Genomic DNA, 17176 nt, shown 5'->3' on the forward strand with positions numbered 1-17176 from the left:
CGCCGATCGCGAACTACATCTACGAGACCGGCGCGCACCACGGCAAACGCGTGCAAGCCCTGGGTGGCGCGAAGAACCACATGGTGGTGATGCCCGACGCCGACCTGGACCAGGCGGTGGATGCATTGATCGGCGCGGCCTATGGCTCGGCCGGCGAACGCTGCATGGCGATCAGCGTGGCGGTGCTGGTGGGCGACGTGGCCGACAAGATCATGCCCAAGCTGATCGAACGCACCCAGGCGCTGAAGGTGCTCAACGGCACCAACCTGGCCGCCGAGATGGGCCCCATCGTCACGGCCGCCGCGCACCAGCGCATCACCGGCTACATCGAGGCGGGTGCGAAAGAAGGCGCGCAGATGCTGGTGGACGGCCGCGGCTTCGACGCCGCGCAGACCGGCGACGGTTGTGGCAAGGGCTTCTGGATGGGCGGCACGCTGTTCGACCACGTGACGACCGACATGAAGATCTACAAGGAAGAAATCTTCGGCCCCGTGCTGAGTTGCGTGCGCGTGCCCGACTTCGCGAAAGCCGTGCAGATCATCAACGACCACGAGTTCGGCAACGGCGTGAGCTGCTTCACCCGCGACGGCCACGCGGCCCGTGAATTCGCTCGGCGCATCCAGGTGGGCATGGTCGGCATCAACGTGCCGATTCCGGTGCCCATGGCGTGGCACGGTTTTGGTGGCTGGAAGAAGAGCCTGTTCGGCGACATGCACGCGTATGGCGAAGAGGGTGTGCGCTTCTACACCAAGCAGAAATCGATCATGCAGCGCTGGCCCGAGAGCATCGCCAAAGGCGCCGAGTTCGTCATGCCCGTGTCGAAGTGACATGGCCGGCGCGTGGTGCCTTTTTCCAGGGACACCGCGGAACCGGCTTTGCCGGGCCGCAGGTGTCGTCCCCCCTCAGGGGGGAAGTGCCGAAGGCGCGCAGGGGGGAGCCTGGTGGTGATGGACGACGGCAACAGTGCTTACGACCCTGAACAAGGGGATTGGAAGACACTCGTCACGTTTTTCAGCCCGACCGAGGCCTACCTGTTGCGCGGGTGCCTGCAGGCCGGGGGGGTGCCGGCGGCGGTGGCCGATGCGCACCTCGTGCAAACCCACACGCTGCTGGCTGGCGCCATCCCCGTGCGCGTGATGGTGCCCGAGCACCGCTTCGCGGAGGCAGAGGCCGTGGTCGCAGCGTTTCAGCGCGGCGACTTCAGTCTGGACGACACAGACCCCGAGGCACCATGAACACCACCACCTTCGACTTCATCGTCATCGGCGCCGGCACCGCCGGCTGCCTGCTGGCCAACCGACTCTCGGCCGATGCGACGAAACGCGTGCTGCTCGTCGAGGCCGGCCGCAAGGACGACTACCACTGGATCCACATCCCGGTGGGTTACCTCTATTGCATCGGCAATCCGCGCACCGATTGGCTCTACCAGACCGAGGCGGATCCGGGGCTCAACGGCCGCCGGTTGCGCTATCCGCGCGGCAAGGGCCTGGGCGGCTGCTCAAGCATCAACGGCATGATCTACATGCGCGGCCAGAGCCGCGACTACGACCAGTGGGCGCAGCTCACTGGCGACGACGACTGGCGCTGGGACAACTGCCTGCCCGACTTCAAGGCGCACGAAGACCACCACCGGCTCGACGCAGCGCAAGATCCGACCTTCGCGAAGTTGCACGGGCATGGCGGTGAGTGGCGCATCGAGAAGCAGCGGCTGCGCTGGGACGTGCTCGACGCGTTCGCGCAGGCCGCGCAGCAAGCCGGCGTGCCCGCCAGCACCGACTTCAACACCGGCAACAACGAAGGCGTGGGTTACTTCGAGGTGAACCAGAAAAGCGGCTGGCGCTGGAATGCGTCGAAGGCGTTTCTTCGCCCGGTGCAGCACCGCCCCAACCTCACCGTGTGGACCGAAACCGCCACCGACAAACTGGTGCTGGAACGCGACGCCAGCGGCCAGCTGCGTTGCACCGGCGTCGAGCTGTTGCGCGGCGGGCAGACGGTGCGCGTGTCGGCCGCCTGCGAAGTGGTGCTGAGTGCGGGCAGCATCGGCTCGCCGGCCATCCTGCAGCGCTCGGGCATCGGCCCGGCGGCATTGCTGCAGCAGCATGGCATTGCTGTGCAGCACGAACTGCCCGGCGTGGGCGAGAACCTGCAAGACCACCTGCAGATCCGCGCGGTGTTCAAGGTGCAGGGCGCAACCACGCTCAACGTGCTCGCCAGCAGCCTCTGGGGCAAGGCCATGATCGGGCTGGAATACGCGCTCAAGCGCAGCGGCCCCATGAGCATGGCACCCAGCCAGCTAGGCGCCTTCACCCGCAGCGACCCGGCCCAGCCCTGGCCCAACATCGAATACCACGTGCAACCGCTCAGCCTGGATGCGTTCGGTGAACCCCTGCACAGCTTCCCGGCCTTCACCGCCAGCGTGTGCAACCTCAACCCCACCAGCCGCGGCCATGTGCGCATCACCTCGGCGAAGGCCGACGCTGCCCCGGCGATCGCGCCGTGTTATCTGAGCACACCCGAAGACCGCCAGGTGGCCGCCGACAGCCTGCGCGTGACGCGCCGCATCGTGGCCCAGCCGGCACTCGCGAAATACCAGCCGCAAGAGCACAAGCCCGGCGTGCAGTTCCAGAGCGACGAAGAGTTGGCCCGCCTGGCCGGCGACATTGCCAGCACCATCTTCCACCCGGTCGGCACCACGAAGATGGGTGCTGCCAGCGACCCGATGGCGGTGGTCGACAGCCACCTGCGCGTGCGCGGCGTGGCGGGGCTTCGCGTGGTGGACGCGGGCGTGATGCCCACCATCACCAGCGGCAACACCAACAGCCCCACGCTCATGATTGCGGAGAAGGCGGCTCGGTGGCTGGTGGCTGGGAACTAACGGATGCCGCCGACGTAGCGGGCATCCGGGTCTTCGCCTTCCTTGCGCGGCCCGCCGAATGCGGAAATCAGCGTGGACTCGATGAAGCCGCTGTGTTGCCCGGGTACCGAATTGGCAAACCCGCCTGATCTTGGTGTGGCTGCGCGCTGCGCTGCCGTCACGCTGACCTGGCCCGCTTTCAGCGTGTCGGCCGCCACCTGCAGCAGGGGTTTGCGCCCCGGTGCGGCGATCAACGGGATGGCCGCCTCGAGTTTGTCGGCCAGGATACGCAGGTCGGCGTGCTCCTCCGCTGTGGCTTTCTCGCGCGTGAATCTCACGACCTCGCGCGCGTAGTCCGCATTGCTGGCCAGCCATTCGGTGTCGGTCACGCGGCCGGTCTTGCGACGCAGCAACACGTGCAGGTGTGCTGCGATGGCAAAGACATCAGTGGTGCTCATGGCCTGCTCCTTCATCACGGCACGATGCGCGCGCCAGGTCTTCGTCAAGGGCCGCTGCGGGTCCGGCTCCGCCGGCCCCAGGCGGCATCCCCCTTGGGGGAAGCGCCGCCGGCGCGCAGGGGGTCAACTCAAGCTTTCGTTGTGCAAGGACACATCGAGCCCGGCGCGTTCTTCAAACTCGCGCACGCGCAGTGTGGTGAAGCGCGAGGTGATCCACAGCACCACGGCCGTCATGACCAGGCTGTAGGCCAGCACGGCCACACACGCGATCACCTGCGCCATGAAGCTCGCCTCCACGCCGGAGATGGCCGGGTCGGCCAGCAAGCCGGTGAGCAATGCGCCCACCAGGCCGCCCACACCGTGCACACCGAACACATCGAGCGAGTCGTCGGCGCGCAGCTTGCGCTTGAGCGCGGTGGCGCCCCAGTAGCAGGCCACGCCGGCCACCAGGCCAATGACGAGCGCGCTGCGGGGCGACACAAAGCCCGCCGCCGGGGTGATGGCCACCAGACCCGCCACCACGCCCGAGCACAGGCCGAGCAGCGACGCGCGTTTGCGCGCCAGCCACTCCGCGCCCATCCACGAGAGCGCACCCGCAGCGGCCGCGATGTGTGTGACCAGCATGGCCAGGCCGGCGCGGCCGTCGGCCGCCAGCGCGGAGCCGGCATTGAAGCCGAACCAGCCTACCCACAGGAGACCGGTGCCTGCCATGGTGAGGCCGAGGTTGAACGGAATGAACGGCTCGCGGCCATAGCCCTCGCGTGGGCCCAGGGCGTAGGCGCAGACCAGCGCGGCGGCGCCGGCGTTGATGTGCACCACCGAACCGCCAGCAAAGTCCAGCGCGCCGAGTTGCGCCAGCCAGCCGCCCGGCTCCCACACCCAGTGGGCGATGGGCGCGTACACCAGCAGCAGCCACAGGCCGGTGAAGGTGAGCAGCGCACCGAAGTGCATGCGCTCCACCAGCGCACCCACCACCAGCGCGCAGGTGATGATCGCAAAGGTGAGCTGGAACATGGCAAACACCGACTCGGGCAGGTGTTTGGCGATGTGGCTCACGGCCACCTGGCCGGTGGAGCCCAGGAACTCCATGCCCGAGAAGCCCATGCGCTCCACGCCACCGATGAATCCCCCCATGGCGCCCCCGGGCGTGAACGCCAGCGAATACGCCACGCCAAACCACAGCAGGCTCACCACCGCGGCGATGCCCACCACGCTGGCCATGGTGTTGATCACGTTGAAGCGGCGCACCATCCCGCCATAGAAGAGTGCGATGCCCGGCAGCGTCATGAGCAGGACCAGCGCGGTGCTCACCATGAGCCAGGCGGTGTCTGCGCCCTGGATCGTGCTGGCCGCCACCAGCCCGGGTGCGGTGAGTGCCGCCGGTTGTGTGGCAGCGGGCGCCGTTTGAGCAGCGGATGTCAGCGGCCCCAGCAGGGCGAGAAGCGCGGGAATTGAAAGAAAGTTTCTCTGGTGGTGGGGTGGGCGAAGAAGGGCGGTTACACGGTTATGGTGCATTTTGTTACCTGTTTCCAACGACCCCGGGGCCAGTGCATCAACTGTGCCAAGGGTTCTCCCGGCCAAGGGAAACCCCGGATGCACACCCCTGGTGCGGGCCGCTACAGTGCATGCACTCGCTCAAGCGCACTGCGCTGGTGACCGCGGGGGACCGAGGAGACAAGCCCAGTCCAATCACAAAAACGTGTTTCAGCGTCCTCCAGAGATGCCCGATTGCTCAAACCGACCCGCGAGGGTCGGTTTTTTTTTGTCCGTCGGTCATGGTCTGGAAAAAGGGCAGTGTGCCGAGGTCGTGCCGCGCCATGCCGTCCGGACACCAAAGGTCGAATTGCGCGGCCTCACCGCCCACATCGAGCACGCCGATGCCGACCAGTTTTTCGCCCGCGCGGGTCTGCACGGTGTCGGGCAGCACGAAGGCGCTCGAGGGCATCCACACGTGGCGCACGCCCCGGACCGTGACATCCAGGTATTGATGGGTATGGCCCGAGACCACCAGCCGCAGTGTTGACTGCAGTGCACCCTCCAGCAGGCGCCGGGCCGCCACGCTGGCCACATAGCGTCCCGGGCGGGCCGGTTCGTCCGATGGTGACCGCAACACCGGGCGGTGCAGGAACAGCGCGGTGTGCGCGTGCTCGCGGGACGCATCACTCACCTGACCCTCCATCCAGTGCCACTGGGCCAGTTCCTGTTCAGACCCGCTGCCCAGCAGTTGCGCATTGATGCCCATCAGCAGCCAGTCGCCGGCGCGCAGGGCCCATCGGTCCGGGCCGAATGCGTCTGCGTAGGCGCCCAGCAGACGGTCGTCCAACGGCATTTCCCCCGAGCCGTCGCCCAGATCGTGGTTGCCGGGCACGCAGCGCATCGTCGTCGGCCACTGCTGCACGAGGCGCGCCGCGAATCCCAGTTCTTCGGCGTGGGTCTGACCGTCCAGTGTGATGTCGCCCAGGTGCACCGTCAGGTCGGGGGCGAGGCGCTCGACGGCCCGCGCCGCAACGCGCCAGTTCGCCACGCATTCCGGCGAACGGGCCGACAGATGGGAGTCCGCGATCAGGGCAATGCGCATGGCGGACTCCTCTTCCTTCAGGTCGATGCCGGCTGGTGGTGCTTGCAGCGTAGCTCGGTGACGTGACAGTCAGGTGTCCGGCGAGGTGTCAGGCGCGCGCGCCGGGAGCCCACATCGCCGCAGCGACAATCACCGCATGGAATTGTTGCTTGTCTCGCTGGCCTCGTTGTTCGCCGGCTTCGTGGATTCGATCGTGGGCGGCGGCGGCCTCATCCTGGTGCCCGCCTTGTTTGCCATGTTTCCCACCACCCACCCGGCCACGCTGTTCGGCGTGAACAAGGGGGCCTCGGTGTGGGGCACCGCAGCGGCCACATGGCAGTACGCCCGACGCGTCAACATGCCGTGGCATGCCCTGCTGCCCGCCGCGGCCGTGGGCTTTGTGGGGTCCATGGCCGGCGCCTGGACGGTGACCATCATCTCGCCCGATTTCCTGCGCCGCGCGTTGCCCCTGGTGCTGGTGCTGGTGCTGGGCTACACGCTGGCGCGCAAGGACCTGGGTCGCCATCACGCGCCGCGCTTCAGCGGCCGGCAAGAAGCCGCGGCCGCCTGCGTGCTGGGACTGACCATCGGCTTCTATGACGGCTTCTTCGGCCCCGGCACCGGCAGCTTCTTCGTGTTCCTGTTCGTGCGCTGGCTGGGCTACGACTTCCTGCACGCCAGCGCCAGCGCCAAGCTCATCAACACCGCCACCAACCTGGCCGCGCTGTCGCTGTTTGCCTGGAAGGGCCACGTCTGGTGGCACTTCGTGCTGGCCATGGCGGTGGCCAACGTGGTAGGCAGCTTGCTCGGGACGCGACTGGCGCTCAAACACGGCAGCGGCTTCGTGCGCATCGCCTTCATCGTGGTGGTGTCGGCGCTGATTTTGAAGACGACTTACGACGCTTGGGTGAGGTAGGCCCACCCCCGCGCCGCACCTTCGGTCAGGGGGTGACGCGAAGCGGCGCTGGAGTGGCCGCCGTTTCCGGTGGCCAGGGCATGGCACTGGCTTTGAGCGGCACTCCCATGGGGGCTGACGCCTGGCCCACGCGCACGGCGGCCAGGTCTTGCGGATTGGGGTATTGGTCCAGCAGCAGGTAGTCGAACACGCGCCGCGCGATGGGCGCTGCGTGCGCGGCGCCGAAGCCCGCGTTCTCCACCACCAGGGCAATCGCCACGCGGGGCTGGTCGACCGGGGCGAAGGCCACGTACAGCGCGTGGTCGCGCTGGTGCTCTTCCATCTTGCGCGCGTCGTAGCGGTCGCGCTGTCCGATCGTCACCGCCTGCGCCGTGCCCGTCTTGCCGCCGCTGGCGTAGCCGGCGCCGGCAAACACGCGGGTGGAGGTGCCCTCGGTGGTCACGGCCTGCATGGCTTCGAGCACCGTGCGCACGTGCTCGGGCTTGTAGCCCAGGCTCACCGCCGGCGGCGTGGGCAGCGGGCTGCGCTCGCGGGTGATCACGTTCTCGGTCGCCATGGTCAGGTGCGGCGCGTGCTTGATGCCACCATTGGCCAGCGTCGCCATGGCGTGGGCGAGTTGCAGCACGGTGAAGCTGTTGTAGCCCTGGCCGATGCCCAGCGAGATCGTCTCGCCGGGATACCAGCGCTGTTGATCCGGGCGCTTGTAGGTGTTGCGCTTCCAGGCCTGGCTGGGCAGCACGCCGCGCACCTCGCCGCGCAGATCGATGCCGGTGATCTGCCCGAAACCCAGCGGTTTCATGAAGTCGTGCATGGCGTCAACACCCATCTCGTTGGCCAGCGAGTAGTAGTAGGTGTTGCTCGACTTCACGATGCTGCGCTTCATGTCCACCGCGCCCAGACCACCGTCACCGTGGCTGCGGAAGCGGTGGCTGCCGAACATCCAGAAGCCCGGGTCGTTGATGACCGTCTGGGCCGAACGGGCGCCCGTCTCCAGCGCTCCCAGTGCCATGAAGGGCTTGTAGGTGGAGCCGGGCGGGTAGGTCCCGCGCAGGGCTCGATTCAACAGCGGCTTGTCCAGCGACTCGTTGAGTGCGCGCCAGTTTTCCACGTCGATGCCCTCGACGAACAGGTTGGGGTCGAAGGTGGGTTTGCTCACGAAGGCCAGCACTTCACCGGTGCGCGGATCGATCGCCACCAGCGCGCCGCGCCGCTCGCCAAACATGTCCTCGATCAGCTTCTGCAGCTGGATGTCGATGGACAGCACCACGGTGTCGCCGGGCGTGGCGGGTGTGTTGGCCAGCGAGCGCACGGCCCGGCCGCCGGCCGAGGTTTCCACCCGCTCGAAGCCGGTGGTGCCGTGCAGCGTCTGCTCATAGCTTTGTTCTGCGCCCAGCTTGCCGATGTACTCGGTGCCGCGGTAGTTGGCCTGTTCTTCCTCGTCCCAGTCGGCAATCGATTCCTTCTCGCGCTGGTTGATGCGCCCGATGTAGCCGACCACGTGGCTGGCGGTCTCGCCGTTGGGGTACTGGCGCAGCAGCCGCGCGCGCACGTCCACGCCGGGAAAGCGGTAGCGCTGCACGGTGAACCGCGCCACCTCTTCGTCGGTGAGGCGGGTGCGGATGGGCAGCGAGTCGAAGCGGTGCGACTCTTCGAGCAGCTTGCGAAACCGGCGTTGGTCGCGCGGGGTGATTTCCATCAGCTCGCCGAGCTGGGCGATGGTCGCTTCCATGTCGAGCACTCGCGAGGGCGTGATCTCCAGCGTGTAGGCCGAGTAGTTGGTGGCCAGCACGCGGCCGTTGCGGTCCACGATCTGGCCCCGGTTGGGCACCACTGGGAGCACCGCGGTGCGGTTGCTCTCGGCCTGCGCCAGCAGATCGTCGTGACGCACCACCTGCAGATACACCATGCGCGCCGCGATCAGGCCAAACGCGAACACCACCGCCAGCCCGATCACCAGCAAGCGGGTGCGGAACTGGGCCAGGTCGGCTTCGACGTTTCGCAGTTCGGTCATGGCTACAAGGGCCTGTTGTCGTCCGGGTTGGGGGCTCTGCGCTGGGGGGCCAGAAGCAAAACGCTCACCACCGGCCACAGCGCCGCCTCCAGCGCAGGCGCCAGGAAATACAGCACGCCTGGAAAACTGCCCCCCGAGGCCATGCGCGCCAGCAATTCCAGCACGTGCGCGGCGACAAACAATGGCAACACCTGCACCGCCTGGTTGGGCACGCCGAACCAGAGCAGTCGGCGGTGCATGGAGATGGCCAGAAAACCGAGCACCGTGTAGGCCAGGGCGTGCTGGCCCAGCAGGGAGCCTTGGTGCACGTCCATGGCCAGCCCGAAGGCAAATGCCACGCCCACGCCAATGCGCAACGGCTGGTGCACGCTCCAGAACACCAATGCCACCGCCAGCAGGTCGGGCACCCAGGCCGCGCGGCCCCACAGGCCCATGTTCATGAGCATGTTGAACATCAGTGCAGCGATCAGGCTGAACCAGATGAAGGCCGGGTTGGCGGGCAGCAGCAGCTGCTGGCCGGGACGCATGATCATGGCGCGCTGCTCCGGACACCCGGGCGATCGGTCGGGCCGGCCGCGCGGGCGGGCGCGGTCATCGGTGAGGGCGGCAGCGTGGTGCCGGCCGGCGTGAGCACCAGCACATGCAGCGTGCCCTGAACCTGCGCCAGCGGTTCGGCTTCAATGCGCGAAAAGGACGATTCGGCCTGGCGCTCCACCAGCGTCACGCGCGCCACGGGCAGGCCGGGCGGGTACACACCGTCCACACCACTGGTGGTGAGCAGATCGCCCTGGGCGATGTCGGCGCTGGCCAGCGTGTAGCGCAGCTCCATGCCGTCGCCCTTGGTGGAGGGCTCGCCATAGGCCACGCTGCGAACGCCGGTGCGCGTGTTCAGCACGGGAATGGCCATGTCGCGGTCGATCAGCAGGCTCACCTCGGACACCAGCGGGTACACGCGCGTGACCTGCCCGAGCACGCCGCTCTCGTCGATCACGGGTGAGCCGGCCTGCACGCCTTGCGTCTGGCCGCGGTCGATCACGATCTTGCGCGAGTACGGATCGGCCGCGTCGTAGAGCACCTGCGCGCCCATGGCTTGTGTGCCGGTGCGCTCGCGCATGGCCAGCAGTGCGCGCAGGCGTTGGTTTTCCAGCGCCATTTGTTCCAGCTGCAAGGTGCGATCGGCCTGGGTGGCCAGGCGCTTGAGCGCCTCACCCTCGCTTTGCTGCGCGTTGTGCAGCGAGGTGAAATATCCGCCCACGCCCGCCAGGGCTTGCACCGGCTGCAACACCAGCCACTGCACCGGGTACAGCGCTGCGGCGATGGATGCCCGCACCGGGCGCGCCACTTCAAAGCGCAGGTCGGCCACCATGAGAAAGAGCGCCAGCGCGCTGAACACCACCAGTTTGGACAGGGCCGACGGCCCCTGCTTGAAGAAGGGGGGCGGGGTTCTGTCCAGGGTGCCCAGTGGCATGACGCTCGGGGTGGGTCTGGTGGTGTGTGGGTGAACGGGCGCCGGAGTGCGGCGCGTGCCTTATTCGCTGGTGAAGATGGTGCCCAGGCGCTCCATGCGCTCCAGGGCCATGCCGCAACCGCGCACCACGCAGGTCAGTGGCTCTTCGGCCACCAGCACCGGCAAGCCGGTTTCTTCGGCCAGCAGGCGGTCCAGGTCACGCAGCAGCGCGCCGCCGCCGGTGAGCATCATGCCGCGCTCGGCGATGTCGGCGCCCAGCTCGGGCGGCGTGTGTTCCAGCGCCATCTTCACCGCGGTGACGATGTTGTTCAGCGGGTCGGTCAGCGCTTCGAGGATCTCGTTGCTGGAGATGGTGAAGCTGCGCGGCACGCCCTCGGACAGGTTGCGGCCCTTGACTTCCATTTCCTTGACTTCCGAGCCGGGGAAGGCCGAGCCAATCTGCTTCTTGATCGCTTCGGCCGTGGGCTCGCCGATCAACATGCCGTAGTTGCGGCGGATGTAGGCAATGATGGCTTCGTCGAAGCGGTCACCGCCCACGCGAACGCTGCCCTTGTAGACCATGCCGCCCAGGCTGATCACGCCCACTTCGGTGGTGCCGCCGCCGATGTCGACCACCATGGAGCCGGAGGCGTCGGAGACCGGCAGACCCGCGCCGATGGCCGCGGCCATGGGTTCTTCGATCAGGTAGACCTCGGAGGCGCCGGCGCCCAGGGCGGATTCGCGGATCGCGCGGCGCTCGACCTGGGTCGAACCGCAGGGCACGCAGATGATGATGCGCGGGCTCGGCTTGAACATCGAGCGCGGGTGCACCATCTTGATGAACTGCTTGAGCATCTGCTCGGTGACGGTGAAGTCGGCGATCACGCCGTCTTTCATGGGGCGGATGGCTTCGATGTTGCCGGGCACCTTGCCCAGCATGGCCTTGGCTTCGTGGCCGACCGCCTGGATGGTCTTCTTGCCCTGGGGCCCGCCTTCATGGCGGATCGAGACCACCGAGGGTTCGTCGAGCACGATGCCCTTGTTGCGAACGTAGATGAGGGTGTTGGCGGTGCCGAGGTCGATGGCCAGGTCGGTCGAGAATTGCCGACGAAAAGCTTCAAACATGGTGGATGGATCCTGTGGAGCCGGGGCGCGGCATGGCGCGCTCCAAGCCGGAAATGAGGCCGAATGCGGGACCTGGGATGGAGCCAGAAGGAAGGCCGGACATCGGTTCTAAGTGTTTGATTCCAAGGCAAAAACCGTGGCGGCACGGGGTCTGCCGTTAAACCTTGGATAATACCGTATCCCCTGTGCATAACTGCATGCAAGCAGGCCCCATTTCTGCGATTTACACGGCGTTTCAGCGCCTTGGGCCGCGTTGGGGGCGCTGCAGATCCCTCCTTCCGGAACCACCTCGACATGTCCCTGACCCTGTCCGACATCGGCCGCATCGCCAACCTCGCGCGCCTGGAGCTCACCGAGCCGCAGAGCGAGCGCATGCTGACCCAGCTCAATGGCTTCTTCGACACCGTGGAACAAATGAACGCGGTTGACACCACCGGCGTGGAGCCCCTGGCCCACCCCACCGCCGTGATCGATCACGTCTCGCTGCGCCTGCGCCCCGATGTGGCCAGCGAACCCAACAACCGCGAAGCCAATCAGAAAAGCGCCCCGGCGGTTGAGCGCGGCCTGTTCCTCGTGCCGAAGGTGATCGAATGAGCGAGCTGCACACCCTGGGCGTCACCGAGCTCGCCGCCGCCATCGCCAACAAGCAGACCAGCAGCGTCGAGGCCGCGCAGCACCTGCTGGCCCGCGCGAAACAGTTCGCCTCGCTGGGTGCTTACCTGGCCTTCAACGAAGAGGCCACGCTGGCCCAGGCCCGCGCGGCCGACGCGCGCATCGCCGCCGGCGAACGCACGCCGCTGCTGGGTGTGCCGCTGGCGCACAAGGACATCTTCGTCACGAAAGATTTCCCCACCACCGCCGGCTCGAAGATCCTCTCGGGTTACCAGAGCCCGTTCGACGCCACGGTGGTGGCCCATCTGGCCCAGGCCGGCGCCGTGTCGCTGGGCAAGCTCAACTGCGACGAGTTCGCCATGGGCTCGGGCAACGACAACTCCGCCTTTGGGCCGGTGCACAACCCCTGGGACGTGACACGTGTGCCCGGCGGTTCCTCGGGTGGTTCGGCCACGGCCGTGGCCGCGCGCCTGATCCCGGCGGCCACCGGCACCGACACCGGCGGCTCGATCCGCCAGCCCGCCAGCTTCACCGGCATCACCGGCATCAAGCCCACCTATGGCCGCTGTTCGCGTTACGGCATGGTGGCCTTCGCCTCCAGCCTCGACCAGGCCGGCCCCATGGCGCGCAGCGCCGCCGACTGCGCCGCTCTGCTGACCGCGATGGCCGGACCCGACATCGACCGCGATTCCACCAGCCTCGATCACCCCGCCGAGGACTACAGCGCCGCGATCAACCGCCCGCGTGAAGGCGCCACCGCCGCCCAGCCGCTCAAGGGCCTGCGCATCGGTTTGCCCACCGAGTTCTTTGGCGCGGGCTGTGCTCCCGATGTGTTGGTCGCGGTGCGAGGCGCTCTGGCCGAGTACGAGAAGCTGGGCGCCACGCTGGTCGACATCTCGCTGCCGCGCACCGAGCTGTCCATCCCGGTCTACTACATCATTGCGCCCGCCGAAGCGTCGAGCAACCTGAGCCGTTTCGACGGTGTGAAGTTCGGCCACCGCGCGGCGAAATACGACGACCTGCTCGACATGTACAAGAAGTCGCGCAGCGAGGCCTTCGGCCCCGAGGTGCAGCGCCGCATCATGATCGGCACCTACGTGCTGAGCCACGGTTACTACGACGCTTACTACCTCAAGGCGCAGCAGATCCGCCGCCTGATCGCGCAGGACTTCCAGTCCGCGTTCGAGCGCTGCGACCTCATCGCCGGCCCCGTGGCGCCCACCGTGGCGTGGAAGATCGGCGAGAAAAGCGACGACCCGCTGGCCAACTACCTGGCCGACATCTACACCCTGTCCACCAGCCTGGCCGGCCTGCCCGGCATGAGCGTGCCGGCGGGCTTTGGCGCCGGCGGCATGCCGGTGGGCTTGCAACTGGTGGGCAACTATTTCAAGGAAGGTGAACTGCTGCAGGCCGCGCATGCCTTCCAGCAGGCGACCGACTGGCACACCCGTTCGCCCTCGGGATTCTGATCATGAGCACCACCCACAAATCCCTCCTGGTTCACGGTTACGAGGTCGTCATCGGCTTCGAGACCCACACCCAGCTCGCCACGCAATCCAAGATCTTCAGCCGCGCGCCCACGGCGTTCGGCGCCGAGCCGAACACGCAGGCCTGCGCGGTGGACCTCGCCCTTCCCGGCACGCTGCCGGTGATGAACAAGGCGGCCGTCGAGCTCGCCATCCGCCTCGGCCTGGCGCTGGGTTCGCACATCGCCGAGCAGAGCGTGTTCGCGCGCAAGAACTACTTCTACCCCGACCTGCCCAAGGGCTACCAGATCAGCCAGTTCGAGATCCCGGTGGTGCAGGGCGGCGAGGTCAGCTTCTTCCTGGGTGACGAGAAGAAGACGGTTCGCCTGGTGCGCGCGCACCTGGAAGAAGACGCTGGCAAGTCGCTGCACGAAGACTTCATCGGCCAGAGCGGCATCGACCTCAACCGCGCCGGCACACCGCTGCTGGAGATCGTGACCGAGCCCGACATGCGCTCCAGCGCCGAGGCCGTGGCCTACGCGAAAGAGCTGCACAAGATCGTGACCTGGATCGGCATCTGCGACGGCAACATGCAGGAAGGCTCGTTCCGCTGCGACGCCAACGTCTCGGTGCGCAAGCCCGGTGGGGCGCTGGGCACGCGCCGCGAGATCAAGAACCTGAACAGCTTCAAGTTCATGCAGCAGGCCATCGACTTTGAAGTGCGCTGGCAGATCGAACAGATCGAAGACGGCAACAAGATCCAGCAAGCCACGGTGCTGTTCGATCCCGACACCGGCGAGACGCGCGCCATGCGCACCAAGGAAGACGCGGCCGACTACCGCTACTTCCCCGACCCGGATCTGCCGCCGCTGGTGATCGGGCGTGACTGGGTGGAACAGGTGCGCGCCGACATGCCCGAGCTGCCACGCGCCATGGCCGAGCGCCTGGTGCGCGACTACGGCCTGCCCGAGTACGACGCCACCACGCTCACGCAAAGCCCGGCGATGGCCGCCTACTTCGAGACGGCCGCGAAGGCCAGTGGCCAGGCGAAGCTGGTGAGCAACTGGATCATGGGCGAGGTCTCGCGCCGGCTGAACGCCGACGAAGGCGGCATGGCCAGCGTGCCGGTGAGCGCGGCGCAACTGGCCGCGCTGATCGCACGCATCGCCGACGGCACGATCTCCAACAACGCGGCCAAGCAAGTGTTCGACGCCTTGTGGACGGTCGAAGGCAGTGACGTGGATGCCATCATTGAAGCCAAAGGCCTCAAACAGATGAACGACTCCGGCGCGCTGGAAAAGATCATCGACGAGGTGATGGCCGCCAACGCCGACAACGTGGCCCAGTTCCGCGCCGGCAAGGAAAAGGCCTTCAACGCGCTGGTGGGTCAGGTCATGAAGGCCAGCAAGGGCAAGGCCAACCCGCAGCAGGTCAACGACGTGCTGCGCCAGAAACTGCAGTGATGTGCACCCGCCCGCAGAGGGTGGGGTTCAGCGCTTGACGGTGCCGGTGTTGCCCGCCGCCGAGGTGGGTGACCAGAGCTGGCGCAGCTTGACCAGCTCTTCATCGAAACGCTGGTTGATGCGCTGTTTCTCCTGGGCTTGTTCTTCCAGAAACCGCTTCTGCACCACCGTCTGCTTCTCGCTGTCTTCGAGTTTGCGGCGCAGCCAGAACGGCGCCTTGCTCGGATCGGCCTGATAGAACTCCATCTCCGCATCGACTTCCTTGCGCTGCTGTTTCAGCGCCACTTCGCGCTTGTTCACGGCAACAACCACCTCATCGATCTGGGCCAGGGCTTCGGCGCGTTCCTTGTCGTGCACCGTCTGGTTGGGGTAGCGGATCAGCAGGGCGCGCTCGCGGCGTTTCTCCTCGGCCGCTCGGGCCTTGATCTCGTTCTCGGCCCTTTGCTTTTCTTCCAGTCTGGCGCGCTCGTCGGCCGTGTAACTGGGAGGCACCACCTGACGCACGATGCCCGTCTTGCCCAACTGCTGTTGCTCACGGTCGAGGCATTCCACGATCGGACGGTCCGAGGTGATGCGCCGGCCCTTGCTGTCGGTGCAGGTGTAGATGCCCTGGGCCTGCGCGCTGGCCGCGGCCCACAGGCCCGCACTCATCACCATGGCGCACGCGTTCCAGCGCACAGTGCGTGGCCGGGAGTGGATCGAGGGTCGGGCGATGTTCATGGTTTGGGGTTTCAGTTCACACCGTAGCGCAGGCGGTAGGCCTGCACCCGCTGGCGGTGCGCATCGAACTCCCCCCCAGTGTGAGCGCTCAGATACTGCAGCAAATCCGCCAGGGTGGCAATTGCGCACACCTGCATGCCGAGCTGTTCCCGCACATATTGCACGGCACTGTGATCCACGTCGCGAACGGTGCCGTCCGGCCCGACCTCGGTCGCCTTTTCCTGCCGGTCCAGCGCAATGGTCACCGCGTGCGGCGTGGCCCCGGCGGCGCGGATCAGGGCGATCGACTCGCGCGCGGCGGTGCCGGCCGACATCACGTCGTCAATGATCAGGACGCGGCCCTGGAGCGGTGCGCCCACCAACGAGCCGCCTTCGCCGTGATCCTTGGCTTCCTTGCGGTTGTAGGCAAAGGGCACGTTGAGGCCCAGGCGCGCAAGCTCGATGGCGAGAGCTGCGCCCAGCGGAATGCCCTTGTAGGCCGGGCCGAAGATCATGTCGAACTCGACGCCGCTGGCGATCAGGGCCTTTGCATAGAATTGCGCGAGTCGCCCGAGCTTGGCGCCATCGTCGAACAGACCGGCATTGAAGAAGTACGGCGAGAGCCGGCCCGCCTTGGTCTTGAATTCACCGAAGCGCAGCACGCCGGCGTCCACACAGAACTGCACGAATTCCTGCGCGAGCGCAGCGTCCGGGGCGCCCGCATCGGACGCGCCTGTATCCAACACCATGGGGGTTTCCTTGTTCAAACTGACCAGCCTCAACCTCAACGGCATCCGCTCCGCCACCACCAAAGGGTTGGAGAAATGGCTGGCCGCGCACCAGCCGGATTGTATTTGTGTGCAGGAGGTCAAGGCGCAGGAGCTTGATGTCAGCGGCCGCTTCGAGCAACTCGCCGGTCTGCGGGGCCATTTCCACTTTGCCCAGAAAAAGGGGTACTCAGGCGTGGGCGTCTATACCCGCCACGAGCCCAGCGACGTGATCACCGGGTTTCGGTGCGAAGAGTTCGATGCCGAGGGCCGCTACACCGAACTGCGCTTCGACACGCCCCAGCGCAAGCTCTCGCTCATCAGCGCCTACTTTCCCAGCGGCTCCTCAGGCCCTGAGCGCCAGGCAGCCAAGTACCGTTTTCTCGCGCAGTTTCACCCGCACCTGCTGGCGCTCAAGGGCGAGCGCGAGTTCATCCTGTGTGGTGACGTGAACATCGCCCACCAGCAGGCCGACCTGAAGAACTGGCGCAGCAACCAGAAGAACAGCGGCTTCCTGCCCGAAGAGCGCGCCTGGATGACCAAGCTGCTGGACGAGGCCGGGCTGGTCGACGTGTACCGCCGCCTGCAGCCCGACACCACCGACACCTGCTACACGTGGTGGAGCAACCGGGGCCAGGCCTACGCGAACAACGTGGGCTGGCGCCTGGACTACCACCTGGCCACACCCGCGCTGGCGGCGCTGGCGCGCAGCGAACACATCTACAAGGACGTGAAGTTCAGCGATCACGCGCCGATCACGATCGAGTACGACCTCAGCCTGTGAGCTGTCAGACCGCGCAG

17 protein-coding genes are annotated in these 17176 nt (G+C 66.9%); 8 read left to right on the top strand and 9 right to left on the bottom strand.

The window, feature by feature from the left end; translation table 11 throughout:
• The 3 genes from IV113_RS19495 to IV113_RS19505 form a co-directional block, all read left to right on the top strand.
• Positions 1-827 (top strand): aldehyde dehydrogenase family protein (locus tag IV113_RS19495; protein WP_291088448.1); only part of this gene is annotated, 827 nt, incomplete at its 5' end.
• Between the two features lie 120 nt (positions 828-947).
• Entirely contained in the window at positions 948-1235 is a 288-nt protein-coding gene (locus tag IV113_RS19500; RefSeq protein ID WP_291088450.1) for a DUF2007 domain-containing protein, read from the top strand.
• On the top strand, positions 1232-2875 hold the full coding sequence (locus IV113_RS19505) for a GMC family oxidoreductase N-terminal domain-containing protein (protein WP_291088452.1): 1644 nt from the start codon (positions 1232-1234) through the stop codon (positions 2873-2875). The genes IV113_RS19500 and IV113_RS19505 overlap by 4 nt, the downstream gene beginning before the upstream one ends.
• Here the strand turns inward: IV113_RS19505 and IV113_RS19510 are convergent.
• The 3 genes from IV113_RS19510 to IV113_RS19520 form a co-directional block, all read right to left on the bottom strand.
• The gene (locus tag IV113_RS19510) at positions 2872-3312 is read right to left on the bottom strand and encodes a hypothetical protein (RefSeq protein ID WP_291088454.1); all 441 of its coding nucleotides are present in this window, start codon (positions 3310-3312) and stop codon (positions 2872-2874) included. The two genes, IV113_RS19505 and IV113_RS19510, sit on opposite strands and share 4 nt — an antisense overlap.
• 123 nt (positions 3313-3435) lie before the next feature.
• On the bottom strand, positions 3436-4827 hold the full coding sequence (locus tag IV113_RS19515) for an ammonium transporter (protein ID WP_291088456.1): 1392 nt from the start codon (positions 4825-4827) through the stop codon (positions 3436-3438).
• A gap of 217 nt (positions 4828-5044) precedes the next feature.
• Positions 5045-5890, bottom strand: coding sequence for a metallophosphoesterase (locus tag IV113_RS19520; RefSeq protein WP_291088458.1), 846 nt, complete (start codon positions 5888-5890; stop codon positions 5045-5047).
• A gap of 136 nt (positions 5891-6026) precedes the next feature.
• On the opposite strand from IV113_RS19520, the gene IV113_RS19525 reads away from it, so the two are divergent.
• Entirely contained in the window at positions 6027-6785 is a 759-nt protein-coding gene (locus tag IV113_RS19525; RefSeq protein ID WP_291088460.1) for a TSUP family transporter, read from the top strand.
• 25 nt (positions 6786-6810) lie between these two features.
• On the opposite strand, the gene mrdA is transcribed toward IV113_RS19525, so the two are convergent.
• Genes mrdA through IV113_RS19545 form a run of 4 tightly spaced genes read right to left on the bottom strand, consistent with a single transcriptional unit; the run spans position 6811 to position 11368 of the window.
• Positions 6811-8796 (bottom strand): penicillin-binding protein 2, encoded by a 1986-nt coding sequence (gene mrdA / locus IV113_RS19530; protein ID WP_291088462.1) that lies wholly within the window; start codon positions 8794-8796, stop codon positions 6811-6813.
• 2 nt (positions 8797-8798) lie between these two features.
• Complete coding sequence (gene mreD, locus IV113_RS19535; RefSeq protein ID WP_291088464.1) at positions 8799-9329, bottom strand: rod shape-determining protein MreD; 531 nt, start codon at positions 9327-9329, stop codon at positions 8799-8801.
• Complete coding sequence (mreC, locus tag IV113_RS19540) at positions 9326-10264, bottom strand: rod shape-determining protein MreC (protein WP_291088466.1); 939 nt, start codon at positions 10262-10264, stop codon at positions 9326-9328. Before mreC ends, mreD begins: the two co-directional genes overlap by 4 nt.
• A 60-nt stretch (positions 10265-10324) precedes the next feature.
• Positions 10325-11368 carry a rod shape-determining protein gene (locus tag IV113_RS19545; RefSeq protein ID WP_056264671.1) on the bottom strand — a complete coding sequence of 348 codons (1044 nt, stop codon included), beginning with the start codon at positions 11366-11368 and terminating at the stop codon, positions 10325-10327.
• A gap of 294 nt (positions 11369-11662) precedes the next feature.
• Between IV113_RS19545 and gatC the strand changes: the two genes are divergently transcribed.
• Genes gatC through gatB form a run of 3 tightly spaced genes read left to right on the top strand, consistent with a single transcriptional unit; the run spans position 11663 to position 14909 of the window.
• Positions 11663-11962 (top strand): Asp-tRNA(Asn)/Glu-tRNA(Gln) amidotransferase subunit GatC, encoded by a 300-nt coding sequence (gene gatC, locus IV113_RS19550; RefSeq protein ID WP_056264667.1) that lies wholly within the window; start codon positions 11663-11665, stop codon positions 11960-11962.
• Entirely contained in the window at positions 11959-13449 is a 1491-nt protein-coding gene (gene gatA, locus IV113_RS19555; RefSeq protein WP_291088471.1) for an Asp-tRNA(Asn)/Glu-tRNA(Gln) amidotransferase subunit GatA, read from the top strand. The genes gatC and gatA overlap by 4 nt, the downstream gene beginning before the upstream one ends.
• Positions 13450-13451: 2 nt before the next feature.
• Positions 13452-14909: an Asp-tRNA(Asn)/Glu-tRNA(Gln) amidotransferase subunit GatB gene (gene gatB, locus IV113_RS19560; RefSeq protein WP_291088472.1), complete on the top strand. Its 1458-nt coding sequence runs from the start codon at positions 13452-13454 to the stop codon at positions 14907-14909.
• Positions 14910-14936: 27 nt separating this feature from the next.
• On the opposite strand, the gene IV113_RS19565 is transcribed toward gatB, so the two are convergent.
• Both IV113_RS19565 and pyrE read right to left on the bottom strand, forming a co-directional pair.
• Complete coding sequence (locus IV113_RS19565) at positions 14937-15629, bottom strand: DUF4124 domain-containing protein (protein WP_291088474.1); 693 nt, start codon at positions 15627-15629, stop codon at positions 14937-14939.
• A gap of 11 nt (positions 15630-15640) precedes the next feature.
• Positions 15641-16357 (bottom strand): orotate phosphoribosyltransferase, encoded by a 717-nt coding sequence (pyrE, locus tag IV113_RS19570; RefSeq protein WP_291088476.1) that lies wholly within the window; start codon positions 16355-16357, stop codon positions 15641-15643.
• A gap of 10 nt (positions 16358-16367) precedes the next feature.
• Between pyrE and IV113_RS19575 the strand changes: the two genes are divergently transcribed.
• Positions 16368-17159 (top strand): exodeoxyribonuclease III, encoded by a 792-nt coding sequence (locus tag IV113_RS19575; protein ID WP_291088478.1) that lies wholly within the window; start codon positions 16368-16370, stop codon positions 17157-17159.
• Positions 17160-17176 lie beyond the last annotated feature (17 nt).

Source organism: Hydrogenophaga sp., from assembly GCF_018780385.1.
Lineage (GTDB): Bacteria > Pseudomonadota > Gammaproteobacteria > Burkholderiales > Burkholderiaceae_C > Hydrogenophaga.